The sequence below is a fragment of the Aeromicrobium jepli genome (genome assembly GCF_047246605.1).
In the GTDB taxonomy this organism is placed as follows: domain Bacteria; phylum Actinomycetota; class Actinomycetes; order Propionibacteriales; family Nocardioidaceae; genus Aeromicrobium.
Map to the genome: position 1 here is coordinate 690,554 of NZ_JBFOKO010000001.1, position 22,314 is coordinate 712,867.

At 73.1% G+C, this 22,314-nt stretch carries 23 protein-coding genes; 18 read left to right on the forward strand and 5 right to left on the reverse strand.

What is annotated here, in order from left to right; translation table 11 throughout:
* Nucleotides 1-14 precede the first annotated feature (14 nt).
* From AB3M81_RS03390 to AB3M81_RS03430, 9 genes are all read left to right on the forward strand, one after another.
* Nucleotides 15-1,049, forward strand: coding sequence for a MaoC family dehydratase (locus tag AB3M81_RS03390; protein ID WP_412902490.1), 1,035 nt, complete (start codon nt 15-17; stop codon nt 1,047-1,049).
* Nucleotides 1,050-1,054: 5 nt separating this feature from the next.
* Nucleotides 1,055-1,654 carry a histidine phosphatase family protein gene (locus AB3M81_RS03395; protein ID WP_412902491.1) on the forward strand — a complete coding sequence of 200 codons (600 nt, stop codon included), beginning with the start codon at nt 1,055-1,057 and terminating at the stop codon, nt 1,652-1,654.
* 11 nt (nt 1,655-1,665) lie between these two features.
* Nucleotides 1,666-2,490 (forward strand): PHP domain-containing protein, encoded by an 825-nt coding sequence (locus tag AB3M81_RS03400; protein ID WP_412902492.1) that lies wholly within the window; start codon nt 1,666-1,668, stop codon nt 2,488-2,490.
* A gap of 161 nt (nt 2,491-2,651) precedes the next feature.
* Nucleotides 2,652-3,080, forward strand: coding sequence for a hypothetical protein (locus tag AB3M81_RS03405; RefSeq protein ID WP_412902493.1), 429 nt, complete (start codon nt 2,652-2,654; stop codon nt 3,078-3,080).
* Nucleotides 3,077-3,361, forward strand: coding sequence for a winged helix-turn-helix domain-containing protein (locus tag AB3M81_RS03410; protein ID WP_412902494.1), 285 nt, complete (start codon nt 3,077-3,079; stop codon nt 3,359-3,361). Before AB3M81_RS03405 ends, AB3M81_RS03410 begins: the two co-directional genes overlap by 4 nt.
* 115 nt (nt 3,362-3,476) lie before the next feature.
* Nucleotides 3,477-3,914 carry a hypothetical protein gene (locus AB3M81_RS03415; RefSeq protein WP_412902495.1) on the forward strand — a complete coding sequence of 146 codons (438 nt, stop codon included), beginning with the start codon at nt 3,477-3,479 and terminating at the stop codon, nt 3,912-3,914.
* Nucleotides 3,911-4,381, forward strand: a complete 471-nt coding sequence (locus AB3M81_RS03420) for a hypothetical protein (protein ID WP_412902496.1) — start codon at nt 3,911-3,913, stop codon at nt 4,379-4,381. Before AB3M81_RS03415 ends, AB3M81_RS03420 begins: the two co-directional genes overlap by 4 nt.
* A complete protein-coding gene (locus AB3M81_RS03425) occupies nt 4,381-4,866 on the forward strand; it encodes a hypothetical protein (RefSeq protein WP_412902497.1) in 486 nt (161 codons plus the stop codon). Before AB3M81_RS03420 ends, AB3M81_RS03425 begins: the two co-directional genes overlap by 1 nt.
* Before the next feature lie 4 nt (nt 4,867-4,870).
* On the forward strand, nt 4,871-5,512 hold the full coding sequence (locus tag AB3M81_RS03430; RefSeq protein WP_412902498.1) for a TetR/AcrR family transcriptional regulator: 642 nt from the start codon (nt 4,871-4,873) through the stop codon (nt 5,510-5,512).
* 119 nt (nt 5,513-5,631) lie between these two features.
* Here the strand turns inward: AB3M81_RS03430 and AB3M81_RS03435 are convergent, their stop codons facing one another.
* Both AB3M81_RS03435 and AB3M81_RS03440 read right to left on the reverse strand, forming a co-directional pair.
* Nucleotides 5,632-6,465, reverse strand: coding sequence for an alpha/beta fold hydrolase (locus AB3M81_RS03435; protein WP_412902499.1), 834 nt, complete (start codon nt 6,463-6,465; stop codon nt 5,632-5,634).
* Nucleotides 6,462-7,220 carry an SDR family NAD(P)-dependent oxidoreductase gene (locus AB3M81_RS03440; RefSeq protein ID WP_412902500.1) on the reverse strand — a complete coding sequence of 253 codons (759 nt, stop codon included), beginning with the start codon at nt 7,218-7,220 and terminating at the stop codon, nt 6,462-6,464. Before AB3M81_RS03440 ends, AB3M81_RS03435 begins: the two co-directional genes overlap by 4 nt.
* A gap of 100 nt (nt 7,221-7,320) precedes the next feature.
* On the opposite strand from AB3M81_RS03440, the gene AB3M81_RS03445 reads away from it, so the two are divergent.
* A complete protein-coding gene (locus AB3M81_RS03445) occupies nt 7,321-8,088 on the forward strand; it encodes a ParA family protein (RefSeq protein ID WP_412902501.1) in 768 nt (255 codons plus the stop codon).
* 80 nt (nt 8,089-8,168) lie between these two features.
* Nucleotides 8,169-8,891 (forward strand): L,D-transpeptidase, encoded by a 723-nt coding sequence (locus tag AB3M81_RS03450; protein ID WP_412902502.1) that lies wholly within the window; start codon nt 8,169-8,171, stop codon nt 8,889-8,891.
* Nucleotides 8,892-8,948: 57 nt separating this feature from the next.
* Here the strand turns inward: AB3M81_RS03450 and AB3M81_RS03455 are convergent, their stop codons facing one another.
* Nucleotides 8,949-10,421 (reverse strand): DEAD/DEAH box helicase, encoded by a 1,473-nt coding sequence (locus tag AB3M81_RS03455; RefSeq protein ID WP_412902503.1) that lies wholly within the window; start codon nt 10,419-10,421, stop codon nt 8,949-8,951.
* Between the two features lie 171 nt (nt 10,422-10,592).
* Between AB3M81_RS03455 and AB3M81_RS03460 the strand changes: the two genes are divergently transcribed.
* Both AB3M81_RS03460 and AB3M81_RS03465 read left to right on the forward strand, forming a co-directional pair.
* Complete coding sequence (locus tag AB3M81_RS03460) at nt 10,593-11,291, forward strand: ferritin-like fold-containing protein (protein WP_412902504.1); 699 nt, start codon at nt 10,593-10,595, stop codon at nt 11,289-11,291.
* 134 nt (nt 11,292-11,425) lie between these two features.
* Nucleotides 11,426-12,397, forward strand: coding sequence for a hypothetical protein (locus AB3M81_RS03465; RefSeq protein ID WP_412902505.1), 972 nt, complete (start codon nt 11,426-11,428; stop codon nt 12,395-12,397).
* A gap of 68 nt (nt 12,398-12,465) precedes the next feature.
* On the opposite strand, the gene AB3M81_RS03470 is transcribed toward AB3M81_RS03465, so the two are convergent.
* Nucleotides 12,466-12,702 (reverse strand): DUF3107 domain-containing protein, encoded by a 237-nt coding sequence (locus AB3M81_RS03470; protein ID WP_412902506.1) that lies wholly within the window; start codon nt 12,700-12,702, stop codon nt 12,466-12,468.
* The gene (locus tag AB3M81_RS03475; protein WP_412902507.1) at nt 12,699-13,334 is read right to left on the reverse strand and encodes a TetR/AcrR family transcriptional regulator; all 636 of its coding nucleotides are present in this window, start codon (nt 13,332-13,334) and stop codon (nt 12,699-12,701) included. Before AB3M81_RS03475 ends, AB3M81_RS03470 begins: the two co-directional genes overlap by 4 nt.
* Before the next feature lie 146 nt (nt 13,335-13,480).
* Between AB3M81_RS03475 and moeZ the strand changes: the two genes are divergently transcribed.
* Genes moeZ through nudC form a run of 5 tightly spaced genes read left to right on the forward strand, consistent with a single transcriptional unit; the run spans nt 13,481 to nt 22,215 of the window.
* The gene (gene moeZ / locus AB3M81_RS03480) at nt 13,481-14,653 is read left to right on the forward strand and encodes an adenylyltransferase/sulfurtransferase MoeZ (protein WP_489671964.1); all 1,173 of its coding nucleotides are present in this window, start codon (nt 13,481-13,483) and stop codon (nt 14,651-14,653) included.
* 40 nt (nt 14,654-14,693) lie between these two features.
* Nucleotides 14,694-14,984 carry an MGMT family protein gene (locus AB3M81_RS03485; RefSeq protein ID WP_412902509.1) on the forward strand — a complete coding sequence of 97 codons (291 nt, stop codon included), beginning with the start codon at nt 14,694-14,696 and terminating at the stop codon, nt 14,982-14,984.
* A gap of 55 nt (nt 14,985-15,039) precedes the next feature.
* Nucleotides 15,040-18,222 carry an ATP-dependent helicase gene (locus AB3M81_RS03490; RefSeq protein ID WP_412902510.1) on the forward strand — a complete coding sequence of 1,061 codons (3,183 nt, stop codon included), beginning with the start codon at nt 15,040-15,042 and terminating at the stop codon, nt 18,220-18,222.
* Entirely contained in the window at nt 18,219-21,344 is a 3,126-nt protein-coding gene (locus tag AB3M81_RS03495; RefSeq protein ID WP_412902511.1) for an ATP-dependent helicase, read from the forward strand. Before AB3M81_RS03490 ends, AB3M81_RS03495 begins: the two co-directional genes overlap by 4 nt.
* 4 nt (nt 21,345-21,348) lie before the next feature.
* Nucleotides 21,349-22,215, forward strand: a complete 867-nt coding sequence (gene nudC / locus AB3M81_RS03500; protein ID WP_412902512.1) for an NAD(+) diphosphatase — start codon at nt 21,349-21,351, stop codon at nt 22,213-22,215.
* Nucleotides 22,216-22,314: the final 99 nt, after the last annotated feature.

Genomic DNA, 22,314 nt, shown 5'->3' on the forward strand with positions numbered 1-22,314 from the left:
ACCGTGAGGACGACATGAGCAAGACGAACCCGGGCAACTTCTTCGAGGACTTCACCCTCGGCCAGGTCATCGAGCACGCCACGCCGCGCACCGTCACCGACGGCGACCGCGCGCTGTACGGCGCGCTGTACCCGACCCGGTTCGCCGTGCCGTCCTCCGCCGCGTTCGCCGCGTCGGTCGGGCTCGACCCCGCGCCCGTCGAGGAGCTCATCGCCTTCCACATCGCGTTCGGCAAGACCGTGCCGGACGTCTCGCTCAACGCCGTCGCCAACCTCGGGTACGCCGAGTGCCGCTTCCACCGGCCGATCGTCGCGGGGGACACCCTCAGCACGCGCTCGGAGGTCATCGGCCTCAAGGAGAACTCGAACGGGAAGACGGGCGTCGTGTACGTCCGCTCGACGGCCACCGACCAGGACGGCGCCGTCGCGCTGGAGTGGGCGCGCTGGGTCATGGTGCACAAGCGCGACCACGCCGCGCCCGCCCCCGAGAGGGTCGTGCCCGAGCTGGCGAAGGTCGTGCCCGTCGAGGACCTCGTGATCCCGAAGGGCCTGGACTTCACCGACTACGACTTCGCCGCCGCCGGCGAGCCGCACCGCTTCGACGACTACGAGGTGGGCGAGAGGATCGACCACGTCGACGGCGTCACGCTGAGCGAGGCCGAGCACATGATGGCCACCCGCCTGTGGCAGAACACCGCCAAGGTGCACTTCAACGTCGAGGCCCGGCCCGACGGCAACCGGCTCATCTACGGCGGCCACGTCATCTCCATGGCGCGCGCCCTGTCGTTCAACGGCCTCGCCAACGCGCAGCTGATCGCGGCGATCAACGGCGGCTCGCACACGGCGCCGGCCTTCGCGGGCGACACGGTCTACGCGTGGAGCGAGGTGCTCGACAAGGCCGAGACCTCGGCGCCTGGCGTCGGCGCGCTGCGCCTGCGCCTCGTCGCGACGAAGGGCCGCGACGAGTCCATGACGCTGCGTGGCGACGACGGCAAGTACGCGCCCGGCGTCCTGCTGGACCTCGACTACTGGGCGCTCGTGCCACGCTGAGCACCATGGACCAGCCCGCGGAGGAGACCGAGCTGTGGCTGGTGCGCCACGGCGAGACCGAGTGGAGCCGCTCGTGGCGGCACACGTCCGTCACCGACCTCGAGCTCACGGACGCCGGCCGGGAGCAGGCGCGCACGCTGCGGCCGCTCCTGACCGGCGTCGCGTTCGACCGGATCTGGAGCAGCCCGCGACGGCGGGCGCTCGAGACCGCCGAGCTGGCCGGCTGCACGCCCGAGATCGACGAGGACCTCGTCGAGTGGGACTACGGCGAGTACGAGGGCATCACGACGGCGCAGATCCGCGAGACGGTCCCGGGGTGGACCGTCTGGTCGCACCCGACGCCCGGCGGCGAGACCGCGGCGCAGGTGGGGGAGCGGCTCGACCGCGTCGTCGAGCGGGTCCGCTCGGCGGGCGGACGCACCCTCGTGTTCGCGCACGGGCACTCGCTGCGCGTACTGGCGGCGCGCTGGCTCGGGCTGGACGTCGCGGACGGGCGCGTGTTCCTGCTCGACACCGGGACGTACTCCGTCCTGGGCGACGACCGGGGCCAGCCCGTGATCGTCCAGTGGAACGTCCACGATCGCGCCGCGCGCACGAGGGCATAGGCTTTCGGACGATGCGCATCGACCTCCACACCCACTCGACCAGGTCCGACGGCACGGACACCCCGACCGAGCTCGTCCGGGCGGCGAAGGCCGCGGGGCTCGACGGGGTCGCCCTCACCGACCACGACGCCACCGAGGGCTGGGACGAGGCCCAGCGGGCCGCCGACGAGGTCGGCATCCGGCTCGTGCGCGGCATCGAGGTCTCCACGACGTTCCACGGCTCGAGCGTCCACCTGCTCGGCTACGACTTCGACCCGGCGTACGAGCCGCTCGTCGAGGAGCTGGGACGCGTCCTGGGCGGCCGCACGCAGCGCCTGCCGCGGCTGTTGGACAAGCTGGCCGAGCACGGCATGCCGCTGACCGAGCAGGAGGTCCTGGCCGTCGCGGGGGATGCCGCCGCGTGGGGACGCCCGCACGTCGCCGACGCGATGATCGCCAAGGGCTACATCAAGGACCGCGACGAGGCGTTCCGCGACTGGCTCGTCCCGGGCAAGCCCGCGTACGTCGGGCGCTACTCCGCGGACCTGTTCGAGGCCGTGCGGCTGCTGCGCGAGGCCGGCGGCAAGCCCGTCATCGCCCACGCCTGGGCGCGCGACAGCCGCGACAAGGTCACGGCCGAGGTGTTCGCCGAGCTCGCGCAGGCGGGCCTGGCCGGCATCGAGGTCGACCACCCCGACCACGACGAGCGCGACCGCGCCGACCTGGCCGACATCGCCAAGCAGCTCGACCTCGTCCGCACCGGGTCGAGCGACTACCACGGCACCGGCAAGGGCCCCGAGTTCCACCTCGGCGCCAACACGACCGACCCCGAGCAGCTGGAGCGCCTGCTCAGCTGATGCGCCCGATGATCGAGCCCCGCTGGCGCGCCCTTCGGTGATCGAGTGCCGCCGAGCTTGCGAGGCGGTGTATCGAGATCACGACTTTCCGCCATGGCTTGCCAAAGTGGAAAGTCACGTGCAAGACTTTCCGTAACGGAAAGTCAATCACGGAGGTCTTCATGGACGAGCGGGACGAGGCGCGGGACGCGCTGGAGCAGATCGCGGCCACGCGCCGCACGACGGCGCACCGGGTCGCCAGCCCGCGGGGCTACTACGCGGTGGCCGGCACTGGTGTGGCCTTGGTGATCCTGGGACTCGGCCTGGACGGCTGGGTCCGGTGGGCGCTCTACGCGGCCGGGCTCGTCACCGTCTTCGGCGCCATGTCCTGGTACACGAAGCACACCGGCGTCGTCACGTGGGCCACGTTCCGCGAGCCGGGTGCGTGGCGGGCGTTCCTGATGATCGGCGTCTCGGTCGTCGGCGTCGCCGTCGCGACGTTCGGGATCGTGTACGCGGCCGTCGCCGCCGTCGTGACGGCGCTGACGTGGGCGATCGTGGGCCCCGCGTGGGACGCGGCCTGGGTGCGCAGCATCGAGGAGCAGCCGTGAGCGTGGACGCGTTCGACCCGCTCATCCACGCGCCGCACCGGCTGCAGATCTGCGCCATCCTCGACACCGTCGACAAGGTCGAGTTCGCCTTCCTGCGCGACCAGCTCGGCGTCAGTGAGTCGGTGCTGAGCAAGCAGGTCAAGGCGCTCGAGGACGCCGGCTACGTCAAGGTCTCGAAGGGCACCCGCGAGGGTCGCGTGCGGACGTGGGCGTCCTTCACCAAGGCCGGGAGGACGGCCTACCGCGGCCACGTCGCCGCGCTGCGCGCGATCGTGGGCTGAGGCGCCGTCACCGCTTCGACGAGGTTCTTGAGCGTTTGCTCAGGAACCCTCGTCAGCGTCCAGGCACCGTGCTATCGTCGTTCTTGAGCGAGTGCTCAAGATCGAGGTGATGGGCATGACCGAACGTTCCGTCGTGTACGCCGCGGCCGTCGCGGCACCGACATCCGGCGCGCTGTGCGCAGTGGGATGGCTCGCCATGGAGGACCTCGACCGCGTCCTGGGCGGGCGAAGCGCGAGCCCTGTGCTCGAGCTGCTGTCGCTGCTCCCGGTCTGGCTGCTGGCCGCCGTGCTGTACGGCATCCCGGCCGGCCTCCTGCTCGGGATCGTGCCGACGATCGTCGGCGTCATGGCCTGGGGGACGCTGCAGCGAACGCTGGGCACACGGCGGGCGTGTGGTGCCCTCGGTGTGCTGGTCGCCCTGGTCGGCGTCGCCGAGCTGTCCGCGCCGGGCGTCTCGGCGGAGGACGCTCCATGGCTCGTGGGCGTGGCTGTCGTGTGCGGCCTCACGTCCGCCGGGACGCTGTGGCTCTTCAGCCTCGGGAGCGCACGATGAGGCGCCGCGACGTGGTCGCCGCCTCCGTGCCCGCGTGCATCGTGATGAGTGTGCTGGGCCCCCTGCTGACCGGCGTGTTCTGGTGGGTGGAGAGCGCGCTCACGGGCGGGTCCACGACACTCGAGGAGGTCGCGCTCATCGGCGCCTACGGCTACCTTCCCGGGATGATGGCGACCGCTCTGCTGGGGCCGATTCCCGTCGCGCTCGCCGTGTGGCTCTGGAAGGACGCACAGGAGGACCTCGGGACGGCGCGGGCCATCAACGCCGTCTCGCTGGTCGTGGCCGTGACGGCGATGGCCGAGCTCTTCCTCCCCGTGTGCATCTTCACGCGGCCGGTGGGCGCGGCGCTCGCGTTGCTGGCGGCCTATGGCCTGCTCGCCGGACTCGTCACGAAGATCGCACTGGGGCTGACCTGGCGAGCCGTCTCGCCCTGGGATGCCCGCTCCAGGGCGGGCCGGACTCGATGATGCGGCGGGCCGAGGTGGTCGCGGCGGGCATGCTGGCCTCGCTCGTGTGTGGCGTCCTGTGCGCCTGGGGAGCCGTGGCGATGCTCGTCGGGTTGGAGGAGCTCTCGTCCTCGGCCGGGGAGCACACGGGGGCGGCGGCGGTGGCGGCCACCGTCCTCGGGCTCCTCCTGCTGCTGTTCCTCGCCACGGGGCTCGGAGTGGTGGTCGGAGGACTGCTCGGCCTGGGACCGACGGCCGTCGTCGTCCTGGTGTGGGGACCGTTGCAGGCTCGCCTCGGGGCCGATCGGGCCGTCACGGCCGCGAGCGCCGTGGCAGGCGCGGTCGTGGCCGTGGAGATGCTGCTGCTGTGGGACGACGGCGAGGGCGGCCTCGGTGCCACGCCCGTGCCGGCTGCGTGTGCCGTGATCGCCGTGCCCTGCGCGTGGGTCGCGCTGGGGTCGGCCCTGCGCAGCGCGCGGGCACGACCGGGCGCCACGGCATACTGAGCCCGTGCCGCCGAAGTCAGCCGAGGAGTCCAAGCGCCGTCTCGTCGCTGCGGCGATCGAGGTCCTGCGGACCGACGGCATCGCCGCGATGTCCGCGCGCGCCATCTCGCAGCGGGCGGGCGTGGCCCAGGGCCTGGTGTTCTACCACTTCGGGTCCGTGACCGAGCTCATCGCCCAGGCGTGCGTGACGGCCACGCAGGCGCGCGTCGACCTGCACCGCGAGCAGTTCGCGGAGGCGGCCAGCTTCGCCGACCTCGTCGCGCTGGCGCGGGAGGTCCAGGTGGCCGAGCGCGAGGCCGGCAACGTGTCGATCCTCGGCCAGGCCCTCGCCGTCGCCCAGACCGACGCCGAGCTGGCCGTCGCGATGCGGCAGGCGCTCGACCTGTGGCGTGAGCCCATCGTGGCCGTGTCGTCCCGGCTGCTGGGGGCCGGCTCGCCGTTCTCCGGGCTGATCGACGCCGAGACGTTCGCCGACCTGCTCATGGCGGCGTTCGTGGGGTTCGAGCTGACGGACGCCGTGCGCGAGGACGGCGTGGACGACCGGTCGTTCGAGGCGCTCGAGGTCGTCGCGGCCGTGCTGGACGGGCTCGGCCCGGTGGGCCGGCGGGCTCTGGCCGCGACGCTGCGGCGCCGGCGCACCCGCTGATCTGCCTGACGCCGAGTGGCGCAGACCGGGGTGGCGAGTGGCGCAGAAATGCCCGCCACTCGCCGAGTGGCGGGCACTTTTGCGCCACTCGCGGAACAGCGCGGGCCCCGGGCGGCGGCTCAGTGCGCGAGCAGGAAGTCCTTCCACTCGTCCACGAGCTCCTCGGGCGCCTCGACGCCGGGGGAGTGGGCCGCGGACGGCAGGATGACGATCTCGGTGTTCAGTCGCTTGGCCATGTCGGCCTGCGCGTCGTGCGGCCAGGCGTCGTCGGTCTCGCCGCGCGCGACCCAGCACGGCAGTCCGGTGGCGGCGACCTCGTCGACCCGGTCGGGCGCGTCGATGAGGTGCTGCGTCATGGCCTTGAGCGACGCCGGCGCGTTGGAGGTGAACCGCTTCGCCAGGAACGCCGTGATCTGGGCGGGGCGCTTGATGCCCTGCTCGCGCAGCTCGTGGATCTGCAGCAGCGGCACCTTGCCGATCGCGGTGACGATGCGCTGGAGGGGCCGCGTGGGGGAGTCGCCCAGGGCGCCCGGGCCGCTGCACAGCAGGCTCAGCGTGAGGAGCCGCTCGGGGTGCTCGATCGCCACGGTCTGCGACACGAGGCCGCCGAACGAGTGCCCGAGCAGGTGGAAGCGCTCGTCGGGCAACGTGACGTCCGCGAGCGCCAGCGCGTCCGCCGCGAGGCCCTCGAGGGAGTAGTCGTCGTCCACGTCGCCGGGCGACTCGTACTGGCCGCGCTGGTCGAACGTCACGACGTCGTAGCCCAGCGCCGCCACGAGTGGCAGGACCGGCGTGAAGTCCTCCTTGCTGCCCGTCCAGCCGGGCACCAGCAGGACCGAGCCGCGCCGCTCGCCGACGGCGTGGGCGCGATGGACGGCGTGCGTCGTGCGAGCCGTCTCGACGGTCTCGACGACGACGCCCTCGGGGATGTCCAGGGTCTTGGGAACGCTCATCGGCCCCTCTTCGCGATCGAGGCCACGAGGCCGGCGGGTGCGTGCCGCGCCAGAGAGGCGAGCACCTTGTAGCGCAGGGACGGCACCGAGATGGCCTTGCCGCGCTCGAGGTCGCGCAGCGAGGCCTTGGCGACGTGGTCGGCCTTGAGCCACATCCAGCGCGGGACGTCGGCGATGTCGGCCTCCATCCGCTGGTGGAACTCGGTGCGCGTGAAGCCCGGGCACAGCGCCTGCACCGTGATGCCGACGTTGCCGTACTGCAGGTTGGCCCACTGCGACAGGTTCACGAGCCACGCCTTGTGGGCCGAGTACGTGCCGCGCGGCGTGAACGCGGCGACGCTCGCGACGTTGATGATGCCGCCCTGGCCGCGGCCCGACATCGACTTCAGGGCCGCGTCCATGAGGTGCATCGGCGCCCGCACGAGCAGGTGCAGCTGATGGTCCTCGTCGGCGATGTCGGTGGTGCCGAACCAGCCCGCCAGCGAGGCGCCGGCGTTGTTGACCAGCAGGTCGATCGGGCGGCCGGCCTCGGTCAGCCGGTGGGCCACGTGGTCGATGCCCTCGCTCGTGGCGAGGTCGGCGGTGATCACCTCGACCTCGATGCCGTGCCTGGCACGCAGGTCGGCCGCGACCTGCTCGAGCCGGTCGGTCGAGCGCGCGACGATGACGAGGTTCGTTCCGCGGCGGGCGAGCTCACGGGCGAACGCATTGCCGATGCCGGCGGTCGCGCCGGTGATCAGGGCCGTGCGGGTCATGGAGCCAGCATGCCAGTTGAGCCCGGGCGCGACTCATCGGTCCCCGGCCGCCCGGACGGCGCGTGGCGGACGGCCCCTCACGAGCCGCGCCGATGGCACAATGACGGTCGTGACCACCACGCTCGCGCTCGCCAACCAGAAGGGCGGCGTGGCCAAGACGACGAGCGTCGCGTCGCTCGGCGCCGCCCTCGCCGAGGCCGGGCACCGGGTGCTCCTGGTCGACCTCGATCCCCAGGGCAGCCTCACGTTCTCGCTCGGCATCGACCCCGAGGACCTCGAGGTCACGGTGGCCGAGGTGCTGCTGGGCAAGGTCGAGGCCCGCGACGCGATCGGCACGACCGACGAGGGCGTCGACCTGCTGCCCGCGAACGTCACGCTCGCCGAGACCGAGGAGAGCCTCGTCACCCGCACGGGCCGCGAGCAGCGGCTGCGCGTCGCCCTGGCGAAGGTCGCCGACGACTACGACTGGATCCTGCTCGACTGCCCGCCCGCGCTGGGCGTCCTGACGGTCGGCGCGCTCTCGGCGGCGGACGAGGTGCTCATCCCGCTGCAGGCCGAGACGCTCTCGCACCGCGGCGTGGGGCAGCTGCTCGACACGATCCACGACGTGCGGCAGTTCATCAACCCGCGGCTGCGCATCCGCGGCGTGCTGGCCACGATGTACGACGGCCGCACGGCGCACGCCCGCACGGTCCTGTCGGCGATCGGCGAGACGTACGACCTCGAGGTGCTGGAGCCGCCCATCCCCAAGACGATCCGGTTCGCCGAGGCGCCGGCCATCGGCCGGTCGATCCTCAGCACGGCGCGCACGCACAAGGGCGCCGAGGCGTACCGCTCCATCGCACGAGCCCTGGTGGACGGCCGGTGACCGGGATCGAGCCGGGCCGCGCCACGCGCACGCCGCGCGAAGTCGGCCATCGCCGCAAGCCCGCGCCTACCGTGGAGAGCATGGCTTCCCCGCCCTCCGTCCCGTGCGTCGCGCCGCGCACGCGCGTGCGCCGCGGTCGCGTGCTGGCCCTCGGCGGCGCCCTCACGCTCACGGTCACCGTCGCGATCGCCTCGCTGGTGCTGCCCGAGCAGGACGCCTCGGCCGCGTCGGCGGCGCCCACGCCGGGCGCCACGGTCGCCGCGCTGATCCCGGCGGTGAGCGCCGACACGACCGAGTCGAAGGATGCCCCGGCCGCGTCGGCCGCGTCGGCCGCGCCGGTCGGCCGGCCGACCCGCACGGCGGCACCCGCCGCCGCGCCGCAGCGTGAGGCGAGCCCGCCGCCGCCGGCGAACTCCGGCTCGGGGCGTCGCATCGTGTTCGACCAGTCCGACCAGCGCGTGTGGCTCATCGAGCGCGACGGCACGGTCGACCGGACGTACCTGGTCTCGGGCAGCAGGCACGACAACCTGCAGCCGGGCACCTACGCCGTGCAGTCACGCCAGCGCAAGGCCGTGAGCTTCGACTACACCGGCACGATGGAGTACTTCGTGCGCTTCGCGACCGGTCGCACCGCGCCGATCGGCTTCCACTCGATCCCCGTCTTCAACGACGGCACGCCCGAGCAGACGGTCGAGCAGCTCGGCACGCCGCTGTCCGCGGGCTGCGTGCGCCAGAGGATGTCCGACGCCAAGTACCTGTGGGACTGGGCGCCCGACGGCACGACCGTCGTCGTCACCGCCTGAGACGCGAACGGCCTCCCCGGTCGGAACCGGGGAGGCCGTGCGTCGTTCGCGGACGCGTCAGGACGCGGAGGCGGGCGCCGAGCCGGACGGCTGGCCGCCCGAGGGACGACGGCGGCGACGGCGACGACGCGCCTGGCCCTCGCCGGCCGGCTTCTGCTCGCCGGAGGCCTCGGGCGCGGACGACTCGGTCGCGGGGGCCTGCTCGCCGCCCTCGACCGGCTTGCCGCCGCGCGTGCGCTGGCGGTTCCGGTTCCGGCTGCGGCTGCCGCCCTCGCGCTGGCCCTCGCCACGCTGACCACCGCGCTGCGCGTCCCGGCCGCCCTCACGGGGCTCCTTCGGCGCGGCGGGCCTGAGCCGGCCCTTGGCCTCGCGGCTGATGCCCAGGTCGTGGAACAGGTGATCGGACGTGGAGTACGTCTCCTGCGGCTCGTCGTAGGGCAGGTCGAGCGCCTTGTTGATGAGCTTCCAGCGCTGGACGTCGGCCCAGTCGACGAACGTCACGGCCGTGCCGCTGGCGCCGGCGCGACCCGTGCGGCCGATGCGGTGGACGTAGGTCTTGTCGTCCTCGGGGCACGTGTAGTTGATGACGTGGCTGATGTTCGCGACGTCGATGCCGCGCGCGGCGACGTCGGTGGCGACGAGGATGCTGACCTTGCCCTCGCGGAAGCCGTCGAGGGCCTTCTCACGTGCCTTCTGGGCCATGTCGCCGTGCAGGGGCGAGGCCGGGAAGCCGCGGTCGGCCAGGTCGTCGGCGACGCGCTGGGCCTGGCGCTTGGTGCGCGTGAAGATCACGACGCGCTCGACGTCGTCGGCCTGCAGGATGCGTGCGACGATCTCGGGTTTGTCCATGTCGTGCGCCTGCCAGACGAACTGGCTCGTGGCGGGCACGGTCTGGCCGGCCTCGGCCGACTCGGCGCGGATGTTCATCGGGTGGCGCATGTGCCGGCGCGCGAGGGTGACGATCGACGACGGCATCGTCGCGCTGAACAGCATCGTCTGGCGGGTCTCGGGGGTGCGGGCGAGGATCGCCTCGACGTCGGGCAGGAAGCCCAGGTCGAGCATCTCGTCGGCCTCGTCGAGCACGAGCGACTTGACGTGGCTGATGTCGAGGGCGCGGCGGTTGACCAGGTCGAGGATGCGGCCCGGCGTGCCGACGACGATGTCGACGCCGGCCTCGAGCGCCTCGAGCTGCGGCTCGTAGGGGACGCCGCCGTAGATGGTCAGGTTGCGCGTGCCGCGGTTCTTCGACGCGGTTTCGACGTCGCCGGCGACCTGGATCGCGAGCTCGCGGGTCGGCGCGACGATGAGCGCCTGCGGCTTGCCGGGCTCGACCAGCTGGTCGTAGTCGGGGTCGTGCGGGGCGACGGTGCGCTGGATGACCGGGATGGAGAAGGCGAGGGTCTTGCCGGTGCCCGTGCGGGCCTGGCCGATGAGGTCGGTGCCCATCAGGGCGACCGAGAGGGTCATCTCCTGGATGGGGAAGGCCTCGGTGATGCCCTTGTCGGCGAGGGCGTCGGCGATCTCGGGCATGACGCCCAGTTCGGTGAAGGTAGTCAGGGGTCTGCTCTGGTTTCTGTGTGCGGATCTACTGTCGCGGATCTCGATGGCGTGGACCCTGTGCGGCGACAGGATCGGCGAATACCCGGCCAGTCTATCGCTGCGGCCCCGGGGACCCGACCGTTGCCGCGATAAAGTCCCCGCATGACCTCGGATGCGACGCCCGGTGGACCCCTCGACGATCCCGACTACCGCGCCGGCGTGGTCGAGCTGCTCGGCCTGCTGTGCTTCGGCGAGCTGAGCGCCGTCGAGGAGCTGAACCAGGACGCGCAGGACGCCCCCGACCTGGCCACGAAGGTCCAGATCCAGACGATGGCGGCGGCCGAGTGGGGCCACTTCGAGCAGCTGCGCGACCGGCTCGTCGCGCTGGGGGAGGACCCCTTCGCGGTCATGGAGTCGTTCGGGGCGACGTTCGGGCGGTTCCACGGCCGCACCGAGCCCTCGGACTGGCTCGAGGGCCTGCTCAAGGCCTACGTTGGCGACGGCCTCGCGGCGGACTTCTACCGCGAGATCGCCGCGTTCCTCGATGCCGAGACGCGCCAGATCGTGCTCGAGACGATGAGCGAGACCGGCCACAGCGAGTTCGTGGTGGACCAGGTCCGCGAGGCGATCGAGGCCGACCCACGCGTCGCGGGCCGCCTGGCGTTGTGGGGCCGCCGGCTCATGGGCGAGGCGCTGAGCCAGGCCCAGATGGTGGTGGCCGAGCGCGACGCGCTCACGGCGCTCGTGGTGGGGGCGGTCGACCGCCCGGGCGGCTTCGACCTCGCCACGATCGGCCGGATGTTCACCCGCATCACCGAGGCGCACGCCGAGCGCATGGCCCGCCTCGGCCTCGACGCCTGACCCGCAGGCTCCTGGCTCGCTGAGTTGCACGTTCGGCCCGGTCTGCACGGCGTGTCGCGGGCCGAACGTGCAACTCAGCGGGAAGGGCTGTGGACGAGCGGTGACCGCGACGCGGGCGGGCCGAGACTGCGGGGATGGATCCGACACGCGCCGGCCTGCGGACCGGGAGCCTGCCCGAGATCGGCCTGAGTCGCCGCCGCCAGCTGAGCCGTGCGCGGTGGGTGACCACCACCCGCGGGATCCACGTCCCGGAGTACCTGCTCGACGACCCCGATCTGCCCACGATCGCGACCGCCATCGCGGCCATGGGCGCGGGGGGCGCCCTCGGCGGGTGGGCGGCGCTGGCGTGCCACGGCGTGCCGTTCTTCGATCGCGCGACGTTCGGCCCTGCGGCGCTCGTGCACTGTCTCCCGGGCTCGCGCCTGAGGGCGCGCTCGATGGTCACGCCGTTCCAGGGACTCGTCCACGACGACGAGCTCGTCGAGATCGAGGGCGTCAGGTTCGCGACGATCGCCCGCGCGGCGTTCGACGAGATGCGGATCGCCCGCTCCCTGGAGGACGCCGTGGTGGTGGCGGACATGGCGGCGAGCCAAGTCACCGAGGGCGGGCGGACGAGCCTGCGTGCGATCGAGCGGGTCGTCGACTCGCATCACAAGCTGCGCGGGATCGTGCAGGCCAGGGCGGCCCTGCCCCTGGCCCACGAGCGATCGGCCAGTCCCTGGGAGACGCGGCTGCGCCTGCGGGCGGTCCGCGACGTCGGGCTTCGGCAGCTCCTCGTGAACGTCCCGGTCTTCGATCGGTTCGAGCGACTGCTGGGGATCGCGGACCTCCTCGAGCCGCGGATCGGGCTGGTGCTCGAGTCCGACGGGGCCCAGCACCGCCGGATCGACCGGCACCGCGAGGACAACGAGCGCGAGGAGCGGTTCGAGCACGCAGGGCTCGTGGTCGCGAGGTTCACGTCGGGCGATCACGCCGATCGGTGGGCGACCGTGCGTCGCATCGAGCAGGCGCGTCAGCGAGCGGCGCGGTCGACGGCGGTCCGTGGCTGGACGCTGGACCCGCCGGCGTGGTGGTTCACGTGGGAACCGGGGCGCCGGTACCGCTGAGCTGCACGTGCGGCCGGGCGGACACGGCGTGTTGCTGGCCGAACGTGCAACTCAGCGGGTCGGGCGGGTCAGGCGCTGGTGAGGCCGAAGCCGACCTTGCGGCCGGTGTCGGCGTTGAAGTACAGGTACGCGACCTTGTCGGCCGGCACGGCCACGGTGTGGCCCTTGCTGTCGGTGATGGTGAACAGCGAGTCGTCCTTCAGCGCGGTGTCGAGGGACGCGAGCACCGCGTCGGGCTCGTTGTCGGTGTCGACGGACAGCTCACGGGCGGCGTGCTGGACGCCGATCTTGACCTCCACGGTCACTCATCTCCTTCGTTCGAGGGCTTGGGGAACCCGCCGATCCCGCGCCAGGCGAGGGTGGCGGTGAGGGTGACGGCTTCGTCACGGGTGAGGTCGGAGCCGCCGGACAGCCACGCGCGGGCGCCGACGTGGCCCATGCCGACGAGGCCGGCGGCGAGCAGCTCGGCGGCCGAGCGGGACAGGCCGGTGTCCTCGACGATGACCTCGGCGATCGCCGCGGCGGAGTCGGAGGTGACCCGCGCGACGAGGTCGCTCACGGCCGGGTCGCTGGTCAGGTCCGACTCGAAGACGAGGCGGAACGCCTTCTCCTGGTCGGCGACGCAGTCGTACCACAGGCGCATCGTGGCCTGGACGCGCTCGGAGTTGTCCTGCGTGGAGGCCAGGGCCTCGCGCACGCCGTCGATCACGGTGTCGACGGCCGAGGACACCAGCGCGGTGTACAGGTCGAGCTTGCCGGGGAAGTGCTGGTAGAGGACGGGCTTGGAGACGCCGGCCCGCTCGGCGATCTCGTCCATGGACGCGGCGTGGTAGCCCTGATCGACGAAGACCTCGAGCGCGACGTCCAGCAGCTGGGCCCGGCGCGCGGTGCGGGGCAGGCGTCCTGCGCGGGGTCGGGCCTCGGGGGTCTGGGTCACGAGGCAACCCTAGCGGGCGACCACCCACGGGTCGTCGCGTCCGCTGTCCACGGTTCGGACGGCGCGTCCGGCACGAGGACGCGGTGGGAACAATGGACGACGCCGCCGGGTTGACTCCGGTGAGCCAGCAACCGAAGGAGAAGCCCGTGGTCGCGCCCCTCGTGGAGCCCGCCGACGAACTGACCATCGACGAGGTCCGTCGCTACAGCCGACACCTCATCATCCCCGACGTGGGCATGACCGGTCAGAAGCGCCTGAAGAACGCCAAGGTCCTGGTCATCGGCGCCGGTGGCCTCGGCAGCCCCGCCCTGCTGTACCTGGCCGCGGCCGGCGTCGGCACGCTCGGCATCATCGACGACGACGTCGTCGACGAGTCGAACCTGCAGCGCCAGGTGATCCACGGCCAGTCCGACATCGACAAGCCCAAGGTGCAGAGCGCCGCGGAGTCGGTCGCCGAGACGAACCCGTACGTCAAGGTCGTCACGCACAACGTGCGCCTCGACAACGACAACGTGCTCGAGATCTTCAGCCAGTACGACCTGATCCTCGACGGCACCGACAACTTCGCGACGCGCTACCTCGTCAACGACGCGGCCGTCATCCTCAACAAGCCGTACGTGTGGGGCTCGATCTACCGCTTCGAGGGCCAGGTCTCGGTCTTCTGGGCGCAGGAGGGTCCGCAGTACCGCGACCTCTACCCCGAGCCGCCGCCGCCGGGCATGGTCCCGTCGTGCGCCGAGGGCGGCGTGCTGGGCGTCCTGTGCGCCTCGATCGGCTCGATCATGGTCACCGAGGCGATCAAGCTGATCACCGGCATCGGCGATCCGCTCATCGGCCGCCTCATGGTCTACGACGCGCTCGAGATGCGGTACACGACGCTCAAGATCCGTCGTGACCCGAACGGCGTCCTGCCCACCGAGCTCATGAGCGACTACGAGGCGTTCTGCGGCGCGATCAGCGACGAGGCCGCCGAGGCCGCCGCGGACTCGACGATCTCGGTCGGCACGCTCGAGGGCTGGCTCAAGGAGCGCAGCGAGGGCTCGCGCGACTTCGTGCTCGTCGACGTGCGCGAGCCGAACGAGTACGAGATCAACCAGATCCCCGGCTCGGTGCTCATCCCCAAGGGCGAGATCCTCGGCGGCAAGGCGTTCGACCGGCTGCCCCAGGACAAGCAGGTCGTCCTGCACTGCAAGTCGGGCGTCCGCTCGGCCGAGGCGCTGGCCGTGCTCAAGGGCGCGGGCTACGCCGACGCCGTGCACGTCGGCGGCGGCGTGGTCGCCTGGGTCAACCAGATCGACCCGAGCCAGCCGACCTACTGACATCCCGTCCGCGCCCCGGTCCTGGTGACAGGATCGGGGCATGGACGAGGAGTTCACCGAGGCGGTGCTGTCCGTCGTCGAGCAGATCCCGCCGGGGTCGGTCGCGACGTACGGCCTCATCGCCGAGCGGCTGGGCCGTGGCGGGGCACGCCAGGTCGGCCGCGTCATGTCGCTCTACGGCCAGGCCGTGCCGTGGTGGCGCGTCGTGCGCGCCAACGGCACGCTGCCGGCGCACCTCATGATCGACGCCCAGCAGTACTGGCGTGACGAGGACACCCCCGTCCGCAACGGCCACGTCGTCGTCAAGGACGCCCTCGCGCCCGGCTTCTGAGGCGCCCGGCGGTTCGCCCGAGGAAGTGTCGGAGGGGGCTGGTTCCATGGGACACGTGCCTCCCGAACTCGTGCTACAGCGACCCGACGGCGTGCGCGCCGAGGCGCCCGCGCTGGACGAGGCGCAGCGCTCCGTCGTCGACCACCGGGGCGGCCCGCTGCTCGTGCTCGCCGGTCCCGGAACGGGCAAGACCACGACGCTCGTCGAGGTCGTGGTCGAGCGGATCGAGTCCGGCGAGCTGACCCCCGACCAGGTCCTCGTCCTCACGTTCAGTCGCAAGGCGGCCGGCGAGCTGCGCGACCGGATCGCGCGGCGCCTGCCGGGCACCTCGGCCACCGTGCCGGCCATGACCTTCCATGCGTTCTGCTACGCCCTGGTGCGCGAGTTCAGCGATCCCGAGGCGTTCGCCGCGCCGCCCGAGCTGATGACCGCTCCGGCCCGCGACGCGGTCGTCGCCGACCTGCTGGGCGGTCACGACGCGTCCTCGTGGCCCGAGTCGCTGCGCGAGGCGCTCGGCACCCGCGGGCTCGCGGCCGAGCTCCAGTCGTTCATGGCGGCGGCCGTCACGCGCGGCCTGGACCCCCGGGACCTGCGGGCGCTCGCCGCCACGCGCGAGCGGCCCGAGTGGGTGCGCGTCGCCGACGCGATCGAGGAGTACCACCAGGTCATCGACCTGCAGAACCGCACCGACTACACCGACCTCGTCACGCGGGCCGCGGCGATCGCGGCCCACCCCGACCACCGGCGCTCCCTGCGCGAGCGGTTCCGGCTCGTCGTGGTCGACGAGTACCAGGACACCGACCCGCTGCAGGTGCAGCTGCTGCACGACCTCGCGGGCGACGGCCGCGACCTGGTCGTCGTCGGTGACCACGACCAGGCGATCTACGGCTTCCGCGGCGCGGACCCCACGGCGATCACGCGGTTCCCGCAGCAGTTCGCGACGCACACCGGTCCCGCGCCCACCGTCGCGCTGACCACCACCCGCCGGTTCGGCCCGCGCATCCTCGAGGCGGCACGCATCGCGCTGGGCAGCCCGCCGCTGCCGCCCGGCCTCGACGCCACCGCCGCCGGACGCCACCGCAACCTGGTCTCGGCCGCGCGCCACGAGGGCCGTGTCGAGGTCGCGACCTACGCCTCCGCCACGGCCGAGGCCGAGCACATCGCGGGCCTGCTGCGCCGCGCCCACCTCGACGAGGGCCTGGCCTGGTCCGACATGGCCGTGCTCGTGCGCACGGGCGCCGACCTGACGCGGCTGCAGCGGATCCTCGTTCCCGCCGGCGTGCCCGTCGAGGTCGCGGGCGACGAGGTCCCGCTGGTGGCCGAGCCCGCCGTGCGCACGCTGCTGCTCGCGCTCGAGGCGGCCGACCGGATCGCGCGCGAGGAGCAGCTCGACGCCGAGACGGCGGAGGCGCTGCTGACCGGGCCGCTCGCGGGCCTCGACGGGCCGGCGCTGCGTCGCCTGGGGCGTGCGCTGCGCCGGCGCGACCCCGAGACGCCGTCGTCGTCGCTCGTGGCAGCGGCCCTGTCCGACCCTGCCGGCCTCGGCCTCGAGGCTCCGGACCCCGCCACGGCCGAGGCGGTCGGCGCGGCGCGCGACCTCGCCGCCCTGCTCGGTCGTGCCGCGGCCGTGCTGCGTCGTGGCCAGCCGCCCGAGCAGGCACTGTGGCTGCTGTGGGACGGGACGGCCTGGCCGTCGCGGCTGCGCGAGCAGTGGAACCACGTCGATTCGCGCGCGCTCGCCGATCGCGACCTCGACGCCGTGTGCGCGCTGTTCCGGCACGCCGCCCGGGCGGAGGAGGGCGGCCGGCGCCGCGACGCCGTCAACTTCGTGGCCGAGCTGCGCGCCCAGCAGATCCCGGCCGACCAGCTCGACACCAGCACCGCCCGCCCGGACGCCGTCCGGCTCATGACCGCGCACCGGTCCAAGGGCCTGGAGTGGAGCCTCGTCGTCGTGGCGGGCGTCCAGGCCCAGCGCTGGCCCGACCTGCGCAGCCGAGGCAGCCTGCTGCGCGCCGAGTACCTCGACGGGCCGGTCCAGCCGGGCGCGCGCGGCGAGCAGCTGCGCGAGGAGCGACGGCTGTTCTACGTCGCGTGCACGCGCGCCACCGAGCGACTCGTCGTCACGGCGGTGCAGACGCCCACCGACGACGGCGACCAGCCGTCGCGCTTCGTGGCCGAGCTGCTCGAGGCGGGCTTCGGCGTCGCCGAGCAGCTGCCGCTCGGCCGGCCCTCGCGGCCCGTGTCGCTGCGCGGCGTCGTCTCCGAGCTGCGCCGCCTCGGCGAGACCACCGACGACCCTTCCGTCCGCGACGAGGTCGCCGCGATGCTCGCCGAGATCGTGCGGGCCGACCTGCCGCTGACCCGTCCCGCCGACCCCGATCGCTGGTGGGGCCTGGCCGAGCCCACGCGCGCCGAGACGCCGTGGCGGCCCACCGACCAGCCCGTGGCGCTGTCCGGCTCCGCGGTCGACGCGATGAGCGCCTGCTCGCTGCGCTGGTTCCTGGGCCGTGAGGCCCGTGGCGAGTCCGCGTCCACATCCGCGCAGGGCTTCGGCTCGATCGTGCACGCCCTCGCCGCCGACGTCGTCGACCGTGGCGTCGAGCCCGACCTGCCGACGATGGCGGCGCGCCTCGACGAGGTGTGGCACCGGCTCGACCACCAGGCGGCCTGGCTGGGCGAGCGCGAGCGCGAGGCCGCGCACCAGACGCTCGTCCGGTTCGCCCGCTGGCACCGCGACAACCCGCGCACCGTCCTGGCGGCCGAGCACCACTTCGAGACCGAAGTCGTCGTCGGTGGTGAGCGGGTCCTCCTGCGCGGTTCGATGGACCGCGTCGAGATCGATGCCGAGGGCCGCGTCCACGTGGTCGACTTCAAGACCAGCCGCAACGCGCCGTCGCCGCGCAAGATCGCCGAGCACGCCCAGCTGGGCGTCTACCAGGTCGCGGTCGAGCACGGTGCCGTCGAGTCGCTCGGCGTCTCCGGGGCCCGGTCCGGCGGTGCCGAGCTCGTCCAGCTGCGGACCCCGTCGGGCGCCAAGGACCCCGACGCCCCCAAGGTCCAGCCGCAGGCGGCGCCCGGCGGTGACGAGGTGTTCTTCGCCCTCGACCTGCTCGAGACGTCCGCGCGCGCGATCCGCGACGAGCAGCTCGTGGCGCGCCCCAACGACCACTGCGGCTTCTGCGACTTCCGCACCGTGTGCCCGTCGCTGACCGGCCCCACGATCGGAGGTGCCGAATGACGCCCCTCGTGCGCGACACCGAGCACCTCAAGGAGACGCTCGGCATCCCCTACAGCGAGCAGCAGCTCGCCGCGATCACGGCGGACCCCGCCGTCCCGCAGGCGATCATCGCCGGCGCCGGGGCCGGCAAGACGGCCGTCATGGCCGCGCGCGTCGTGTGGCTCGTGGGCCACCTCGGGTACGCGCCCGACCGCATCCTGGGCCTGACGTTCACGGCCAAGGCCGCCGCCGAGCTCGCCGGCCGCGTCCGCGAGTCGCTCGAGCGGGTCGGCGACTTCTCCGAGTTCGGCGAGCCGACCGTCTCGACCTATCACGCCTTCGCGGGCACCCTCATCGCCGAGCACGGCCTGCGGCTGGGCATCGAGCCCGACCTGCGCGTGCTGGCCGACGCCACGCGCTTCCAGATCGCCGCGCGGGTCGTGCGCGGTCACGACGGGCCGCTGCGGCACGTCTCGGCGTGGCTGCCCACCGTCATCGGCGACCTGCTCGACTTCGACGGGCAGCTCTCCGAGCACCTCGTCACCACCGACGAGCTGCGCGCGTTCGACCGCCGCACGATCGAGCAGGTCCAGGCCGCGCCCAAGCAGCTCAAGTGGCACGAGGAGGTCGTCGCGACGTGCCTCAAGCGCGACGAGCTGGCCGACCTCGTCGACGAGTACCGCGCCGCCAAGGCCGCCGCGGGCGTCATGGACTTCTCCGACCAGATGGCGTGGGGAGCGCAGCTCGCCACGCTGCCCGAGGTGCAGCAGTCCCTGCGCGAGCGCTACGACGTCGTCCTGCTCGACGAGTACCAGGACACGTCCGTCGCCCAGCGCGACCTGCTGCAGGCGCTGTTCGCCGGGCGGTCGATCAGCGCCGTCGGCGACCCGGCGCAGGGCATCTACGGCTGGCGGGGCGCCGCGTCGGGCAACCTCACCGCATTCCTGGGCGACTTCCCCGACGCCGGGGGCGGCCGGGGCCAGCTGTTCAGCCTCGACGTCACGCGTCGCTGCGCACCCGAGATCATCGACCTGGCCGGCTACGTCGCCCGTGAGTACTACGGCTCGCCCGGCGTCGCCGAGGTCGTCACGCCGCTCCGGGCCGCTCCCGAGAACCCCGCCGGCGAGGTGTCGGTCGCGCTGCACCAGGGCGTCGCCGAGGAGCTCGACGCCCTCGTCGACCTCGTCGCCGACGCCGCCGCCCGGGGTGTGCCGCTCAACGAGATCGCCGTCCTGGTCCGCACCACCAACGAGAACCCCGAGATCGTCCGTGCGCTCCGCGCCCGCGGACTGTCCGTCGAGATCGTCGGCCTGACCGGCCTGCTGTCGCAGCCCGAGGTCGTCGACGTGCTCTCGGTGCTGGCGATCCTCGAGGACGTCACCGCCAATCCCGCCGTACTGCGGCTGCTGACCGGCGTGCGCTGGCGGATCGGCGAGCGCGACCTCGCGCTGCTGGGTCGCCGTGCGGCCGACCTGGGCCGCCTGTGGCAGGGCGGCGCCGAGGTGGACCGCTCCGACCCGGACGCCGTCCTGCGGGCGGCGCTCGACGAGGCCACGGCGGGCGTCGACCCCACCGAGATCGTCTCGCTCGCCGAGGCCGTCGAGGACCCGGGCGACCTGCCGTACTCCGACGAGGCGCGTCGCCGCTTTGCGGACCTGGCTGCGATGCTCCGCCGGCTGCGGCGCCACGCCCACGAGCCGCTGCTCGACCTCGCGCGCCGCGTCGTCACCGAGCTCGACCTCGACGTCGAGCTGCCCGTCGCGGGCGTCCCGACCGACAACCTGTCGCTGCTGCTCGACGCGATCGGCGACTACGCCCAGCACGACCGGTTCGCCTCGCTGCCGGGCCTGCTGGCGCACCTGGACGCCGAGCGCGAGTTCAACGAGGGGATGGAGCTCAGCGCCCCGTCCGACGCCGAGTCGGTCAAGCTGCTGACGATCCACCGCGCCAAGGGCCTGGAGTTCGAGGAGGTCTTCGTCCCGTTCGTCTCCGGCACGGTGTTCCCCTCCGGTCGCGGCCGGTCCCGCTGGCCCACCGTCGCCAAGGCGCTGCCCGCGCCGCTGCGCGGCGACGTCGACTTCGTCCCGCAGCTGGCCGAGTTCAGCAGCACCGCCAAGAAGGAGTTCGAGGAGGAGACCCGGCGTGATTCCCTCATGGAGGAGATCCGCCTCGCCTACGTCGCCTTCACCCGCGCCAAGCGGCGCCTGCACGTGAGCGGCCACCGCTGGGGTCGCACCCAGTTGCGCCCCCGCGCCGAGTCCTCGTTCCTGGTCGACGTGCGCGATTGGCTCGCCCAGCGCGGCATCGAGCCGGTCGTGTGGGCGCCGCCCCCGGCCGACGACGAGCAGAACCCGCACCTGGTCGACCAGTCGGTGCCGTGGCCCGTCGCGCTCACCCCGTTCGACCGCCGGGCCGAGCTGGCCGCCGCGGTCCGCCGGCACCTGGGCGACGAGGCGCCCGAGCCGGTCGCGGACGGGCCGCTCGCCCAGCTGCGCGCCGATCTCGACGTGCTGCTCGAGGAGGCCCGCGCGCGCCACGAGCGACAGGTCGAGGTCCCGCTGCCGGCGTCGCTGTCGGCCACCGACGTGCTGGCGCTGGCCGAGGACGAGCAGGCGTTCGCGTCCCGGCTCGCCCGGCCGATGCCACGCCAGCCGTCGACGGCCGCGCGCTTCGGCACGCGCTTCCATGCCTGGATCGAGGCCCGCTACGGCCAGCAGACGCTGCTCGACCCCGACGAGCTGCCCGGCCGCGGCGACGCCGAGGTCGCCGACGAGTCCGACCTCGACCACCTCAAGCAGGCGTTCGAGACCGGTCCGTTCGCTGGGCGCGAGCCGGTCGCGGTCGAGGCGCCGTTCACCCTGCGCCTCGGTGGCCAGCAGGTCATCGGCCGGATCGACGCGGTCTTCCCGACCACGTTCGAGGACGGGACGCCCGGCTTCGAGGTCGTCGACTGGAAGACCAATCGCAGCGCCGATGCCGATCCGCTGCAGCTCGCGCTGTACCGGCTCGCGTGGGCCGAGCTGCAGGACATCGCGCCCGAACGGGTCGTCGGCACGTTCCACTACGTGCGGCTGGGGGAGTCGCAGACGTTCGACGACCTGCCCGAACGCGACAGCCTCGAGAAGCACCTCGGGCTACGGTGAGCCAATGGACTTCGCCTTCCAACGGGCCCAGCACGACCGCGCCGGCAACCTGCGCCGCAGTGAGGACCTGTGGAGGTCGGACGACCTGAGGGTCCTCGTCCTCGGTGGCGAGCACGTCGCCACCGTCGACGGGCCGGCGCTGCGCTGGCTCACCCCGGCCGAGGCGCCCGAGGGGGAGTGGATCCTGCTCGGCGAGCAGCACGGCGTGCGGTACGCCGCCGTCGCGGTCGACCGCGTGCCGCAGGAGTGGTCGCCCGTCAGCATCCGCGTGCTGGCGCCGCTGCTGGGCGCGGACGAGCTGTCGCTCGCGATCCACGCCGTCGGCCTCGCCCGCTGGCTCGCGTCCCACCGCTTCTGCCCGCGCTGCGGCACGGCGCTGCAGACCTCGCAGGCGGGTCACCTGCGCACGTGTCCCAACTGCGGGGCCGAGCACTACCCGCGGACCGACCCGGCCGTCATCATGCTGGTCACCGACCGCGACGACCGCGCCCTGCTGGCCCGCAACCCGCACTGGCCCGAGGGCCGCTTCTCCACGCTCGCGGGCTTCGTCGAGCCGGGCGAGGCCCTCGAGGACGCGGTGCGCCGCGAGGTCGCCGAGGAGGTCGGCGTGTCGGTCGGTGAGGCTCGCTACCTGGGCAGCCAGCCGTGGCCGTTCCCGCAGAGCCTCATGCTGGGGTTCCGCGCCGAGGCCGAGACGACCGACATCACCGTGGACGACACCGAGATCGCCGAGGCCCGCTGGTTCACCCGCGACGAGCTCCTTGCCGCGGCGCAGGAGGAGCGCATCGTGCTGCCGCCGCCCGGCGTCTCGATCTCGCGCTGGCTCGTCGAGGACTGGTTCGGCGGCGAGCTGCCCGGTCGCTGGGCCTAGTCCGTCGCGAGGGCGGGCGCCAGGTCGGTCGCGGCGACGTCGAGTGGCGCAAGAACGCCCGCCACTCGATGAGTGGCGGGCGGTTCTGCGCCACTCGGC

What these genes read in the sequence shown, in the direction of transcription:
- nudC (WP_412902512.1), top strand. Translation starts at nt 21,349, where the DNA reads ATGGACTTCGCCTTCCAACGGGCCCAGCACGACCGCGCCGGCAACCTG.
- AB3M81_RS03450 (WP_412902502.1), top strand. Translation starts at nt 8,169, where the DNA reads ATGGCTTCCCCGCCCTCCGTCCCGTGCGTCGCGCCGCGCACGCGCGTG.
- AB3M81_RS03455 (WP_412902503.1), bottom strand. Translation starts at nt 10,421, where the DNA reads ATGCCCGAGATCGCCGACGCCCTCGCCGACAAGGGCATCACCGAGGCC.
- AB3M81_RS03405 (WP_412902493.1), top strand. Translation starts at nt 2,652, where the DNA reads ATGGACGAGCGGGACGAGGCGCGGGACGCGCTGGAGCAGATCGCGGCC.
- AB3M81_RS03390 (WP_412902490.1), top strand. Translation starts at nt 15, where the DNA reads ATGAGCAAGACGAACCCGGGCAACTTCTTCGAGGACTTCACCCTCGGC.
- AB3M81_RS03435 (WP_412902499.1), bottom strand. Translation starts at nt 6,465, where the DNA reads ATGAGCGTTCCCAAGACCCTGGACATCCCCGAGGGCGTCGTCGTCGAG.
- AB3M81_RS03420 (WP_412902496.1), top strand. Translation starts at nt 3,911, where the DNA reads ATGAGGCGCCGCGACGTGGTCGCCGCCTCCGTGCCCGCGTGCATCGTG.
- AB3M81_RS03495 (WP_412902511.1), top strand. Translation starts at nt 18,219, where the DNA reads ATGACGCCCCTCGTGCGCGACACCGAGCACCTCAAGGAGACGCTCGGC.
- AB3M81_RS03460 (WP_412902504.1), top strand. Translation starts at nt 10,593, where the DNA reads ATGACCTCGGATGCGACGCCCGGTGGACCCCTCGACGATCCCGACTAC.
- AB3M81_RS03465 (WP_412902505.1), top strand. Translation starts at nt 11,426, where the DNA reads ATGGATCCGACACGCGCCGGCCTGCGGACCGGGAGCCTGCCCGAGATC.
- AB3M81_RS03485 (WP_412902509.1), top strand. Translation starts at nt 14,694, where the DNA reads ATGGACGAGGAGTTCACCGAGGCGGTGCTGTCCGTCGTCGAGCAGATC.
- AB3M81_RS03425 (WP_412902497.1), top strand. Translation starts at nt 4,381, where the DNA reads ATGCGGCGGGCCGAGGTGGTCGCGGCGGGCATGCTGGCCTCGCTCGTG.
- AB3M81_RS03445 (WP_412902501.1), top strand. Translation starts at nt 7,321, where the DNA reads ATGACGGTCGTGACCACCACGCTCGCGCTCGCCAACCAGAAGGGCGGC.
- AB3M81_RS03400 (WP_412902492.1), top strand. Translation starts at nt 1,666, where the DNA reads ATGCGCATCGACCTCCACACCCACTCGACCAGGTCCGACGGCACGGAC.
- AB3M81_RS03415 (WP_412902495.1), top strand. Translation starts at nt 3,477, where the DNA reads ATGACCGAACGTTCCGTCGTGTACGCCGCGGCCGTCGCGGCACCGACA.
- AB3M81_RS03395 (WP_412902491.1), top strand. Translation starts at nt 1,055, where the DNA reads ATGGACCAGCCCGCGGAGGAGACCGAGCTGTGGCTGGTGCGCCACGGC.
- AB3M81_RS03440 (WP_412902500.1), bottom strand. Translation starts at nt 7,220, where the DNA reads ATGACCCGCACGGCCCTGATCACCGGCGCGACCGCCGGCATCGGCAAT.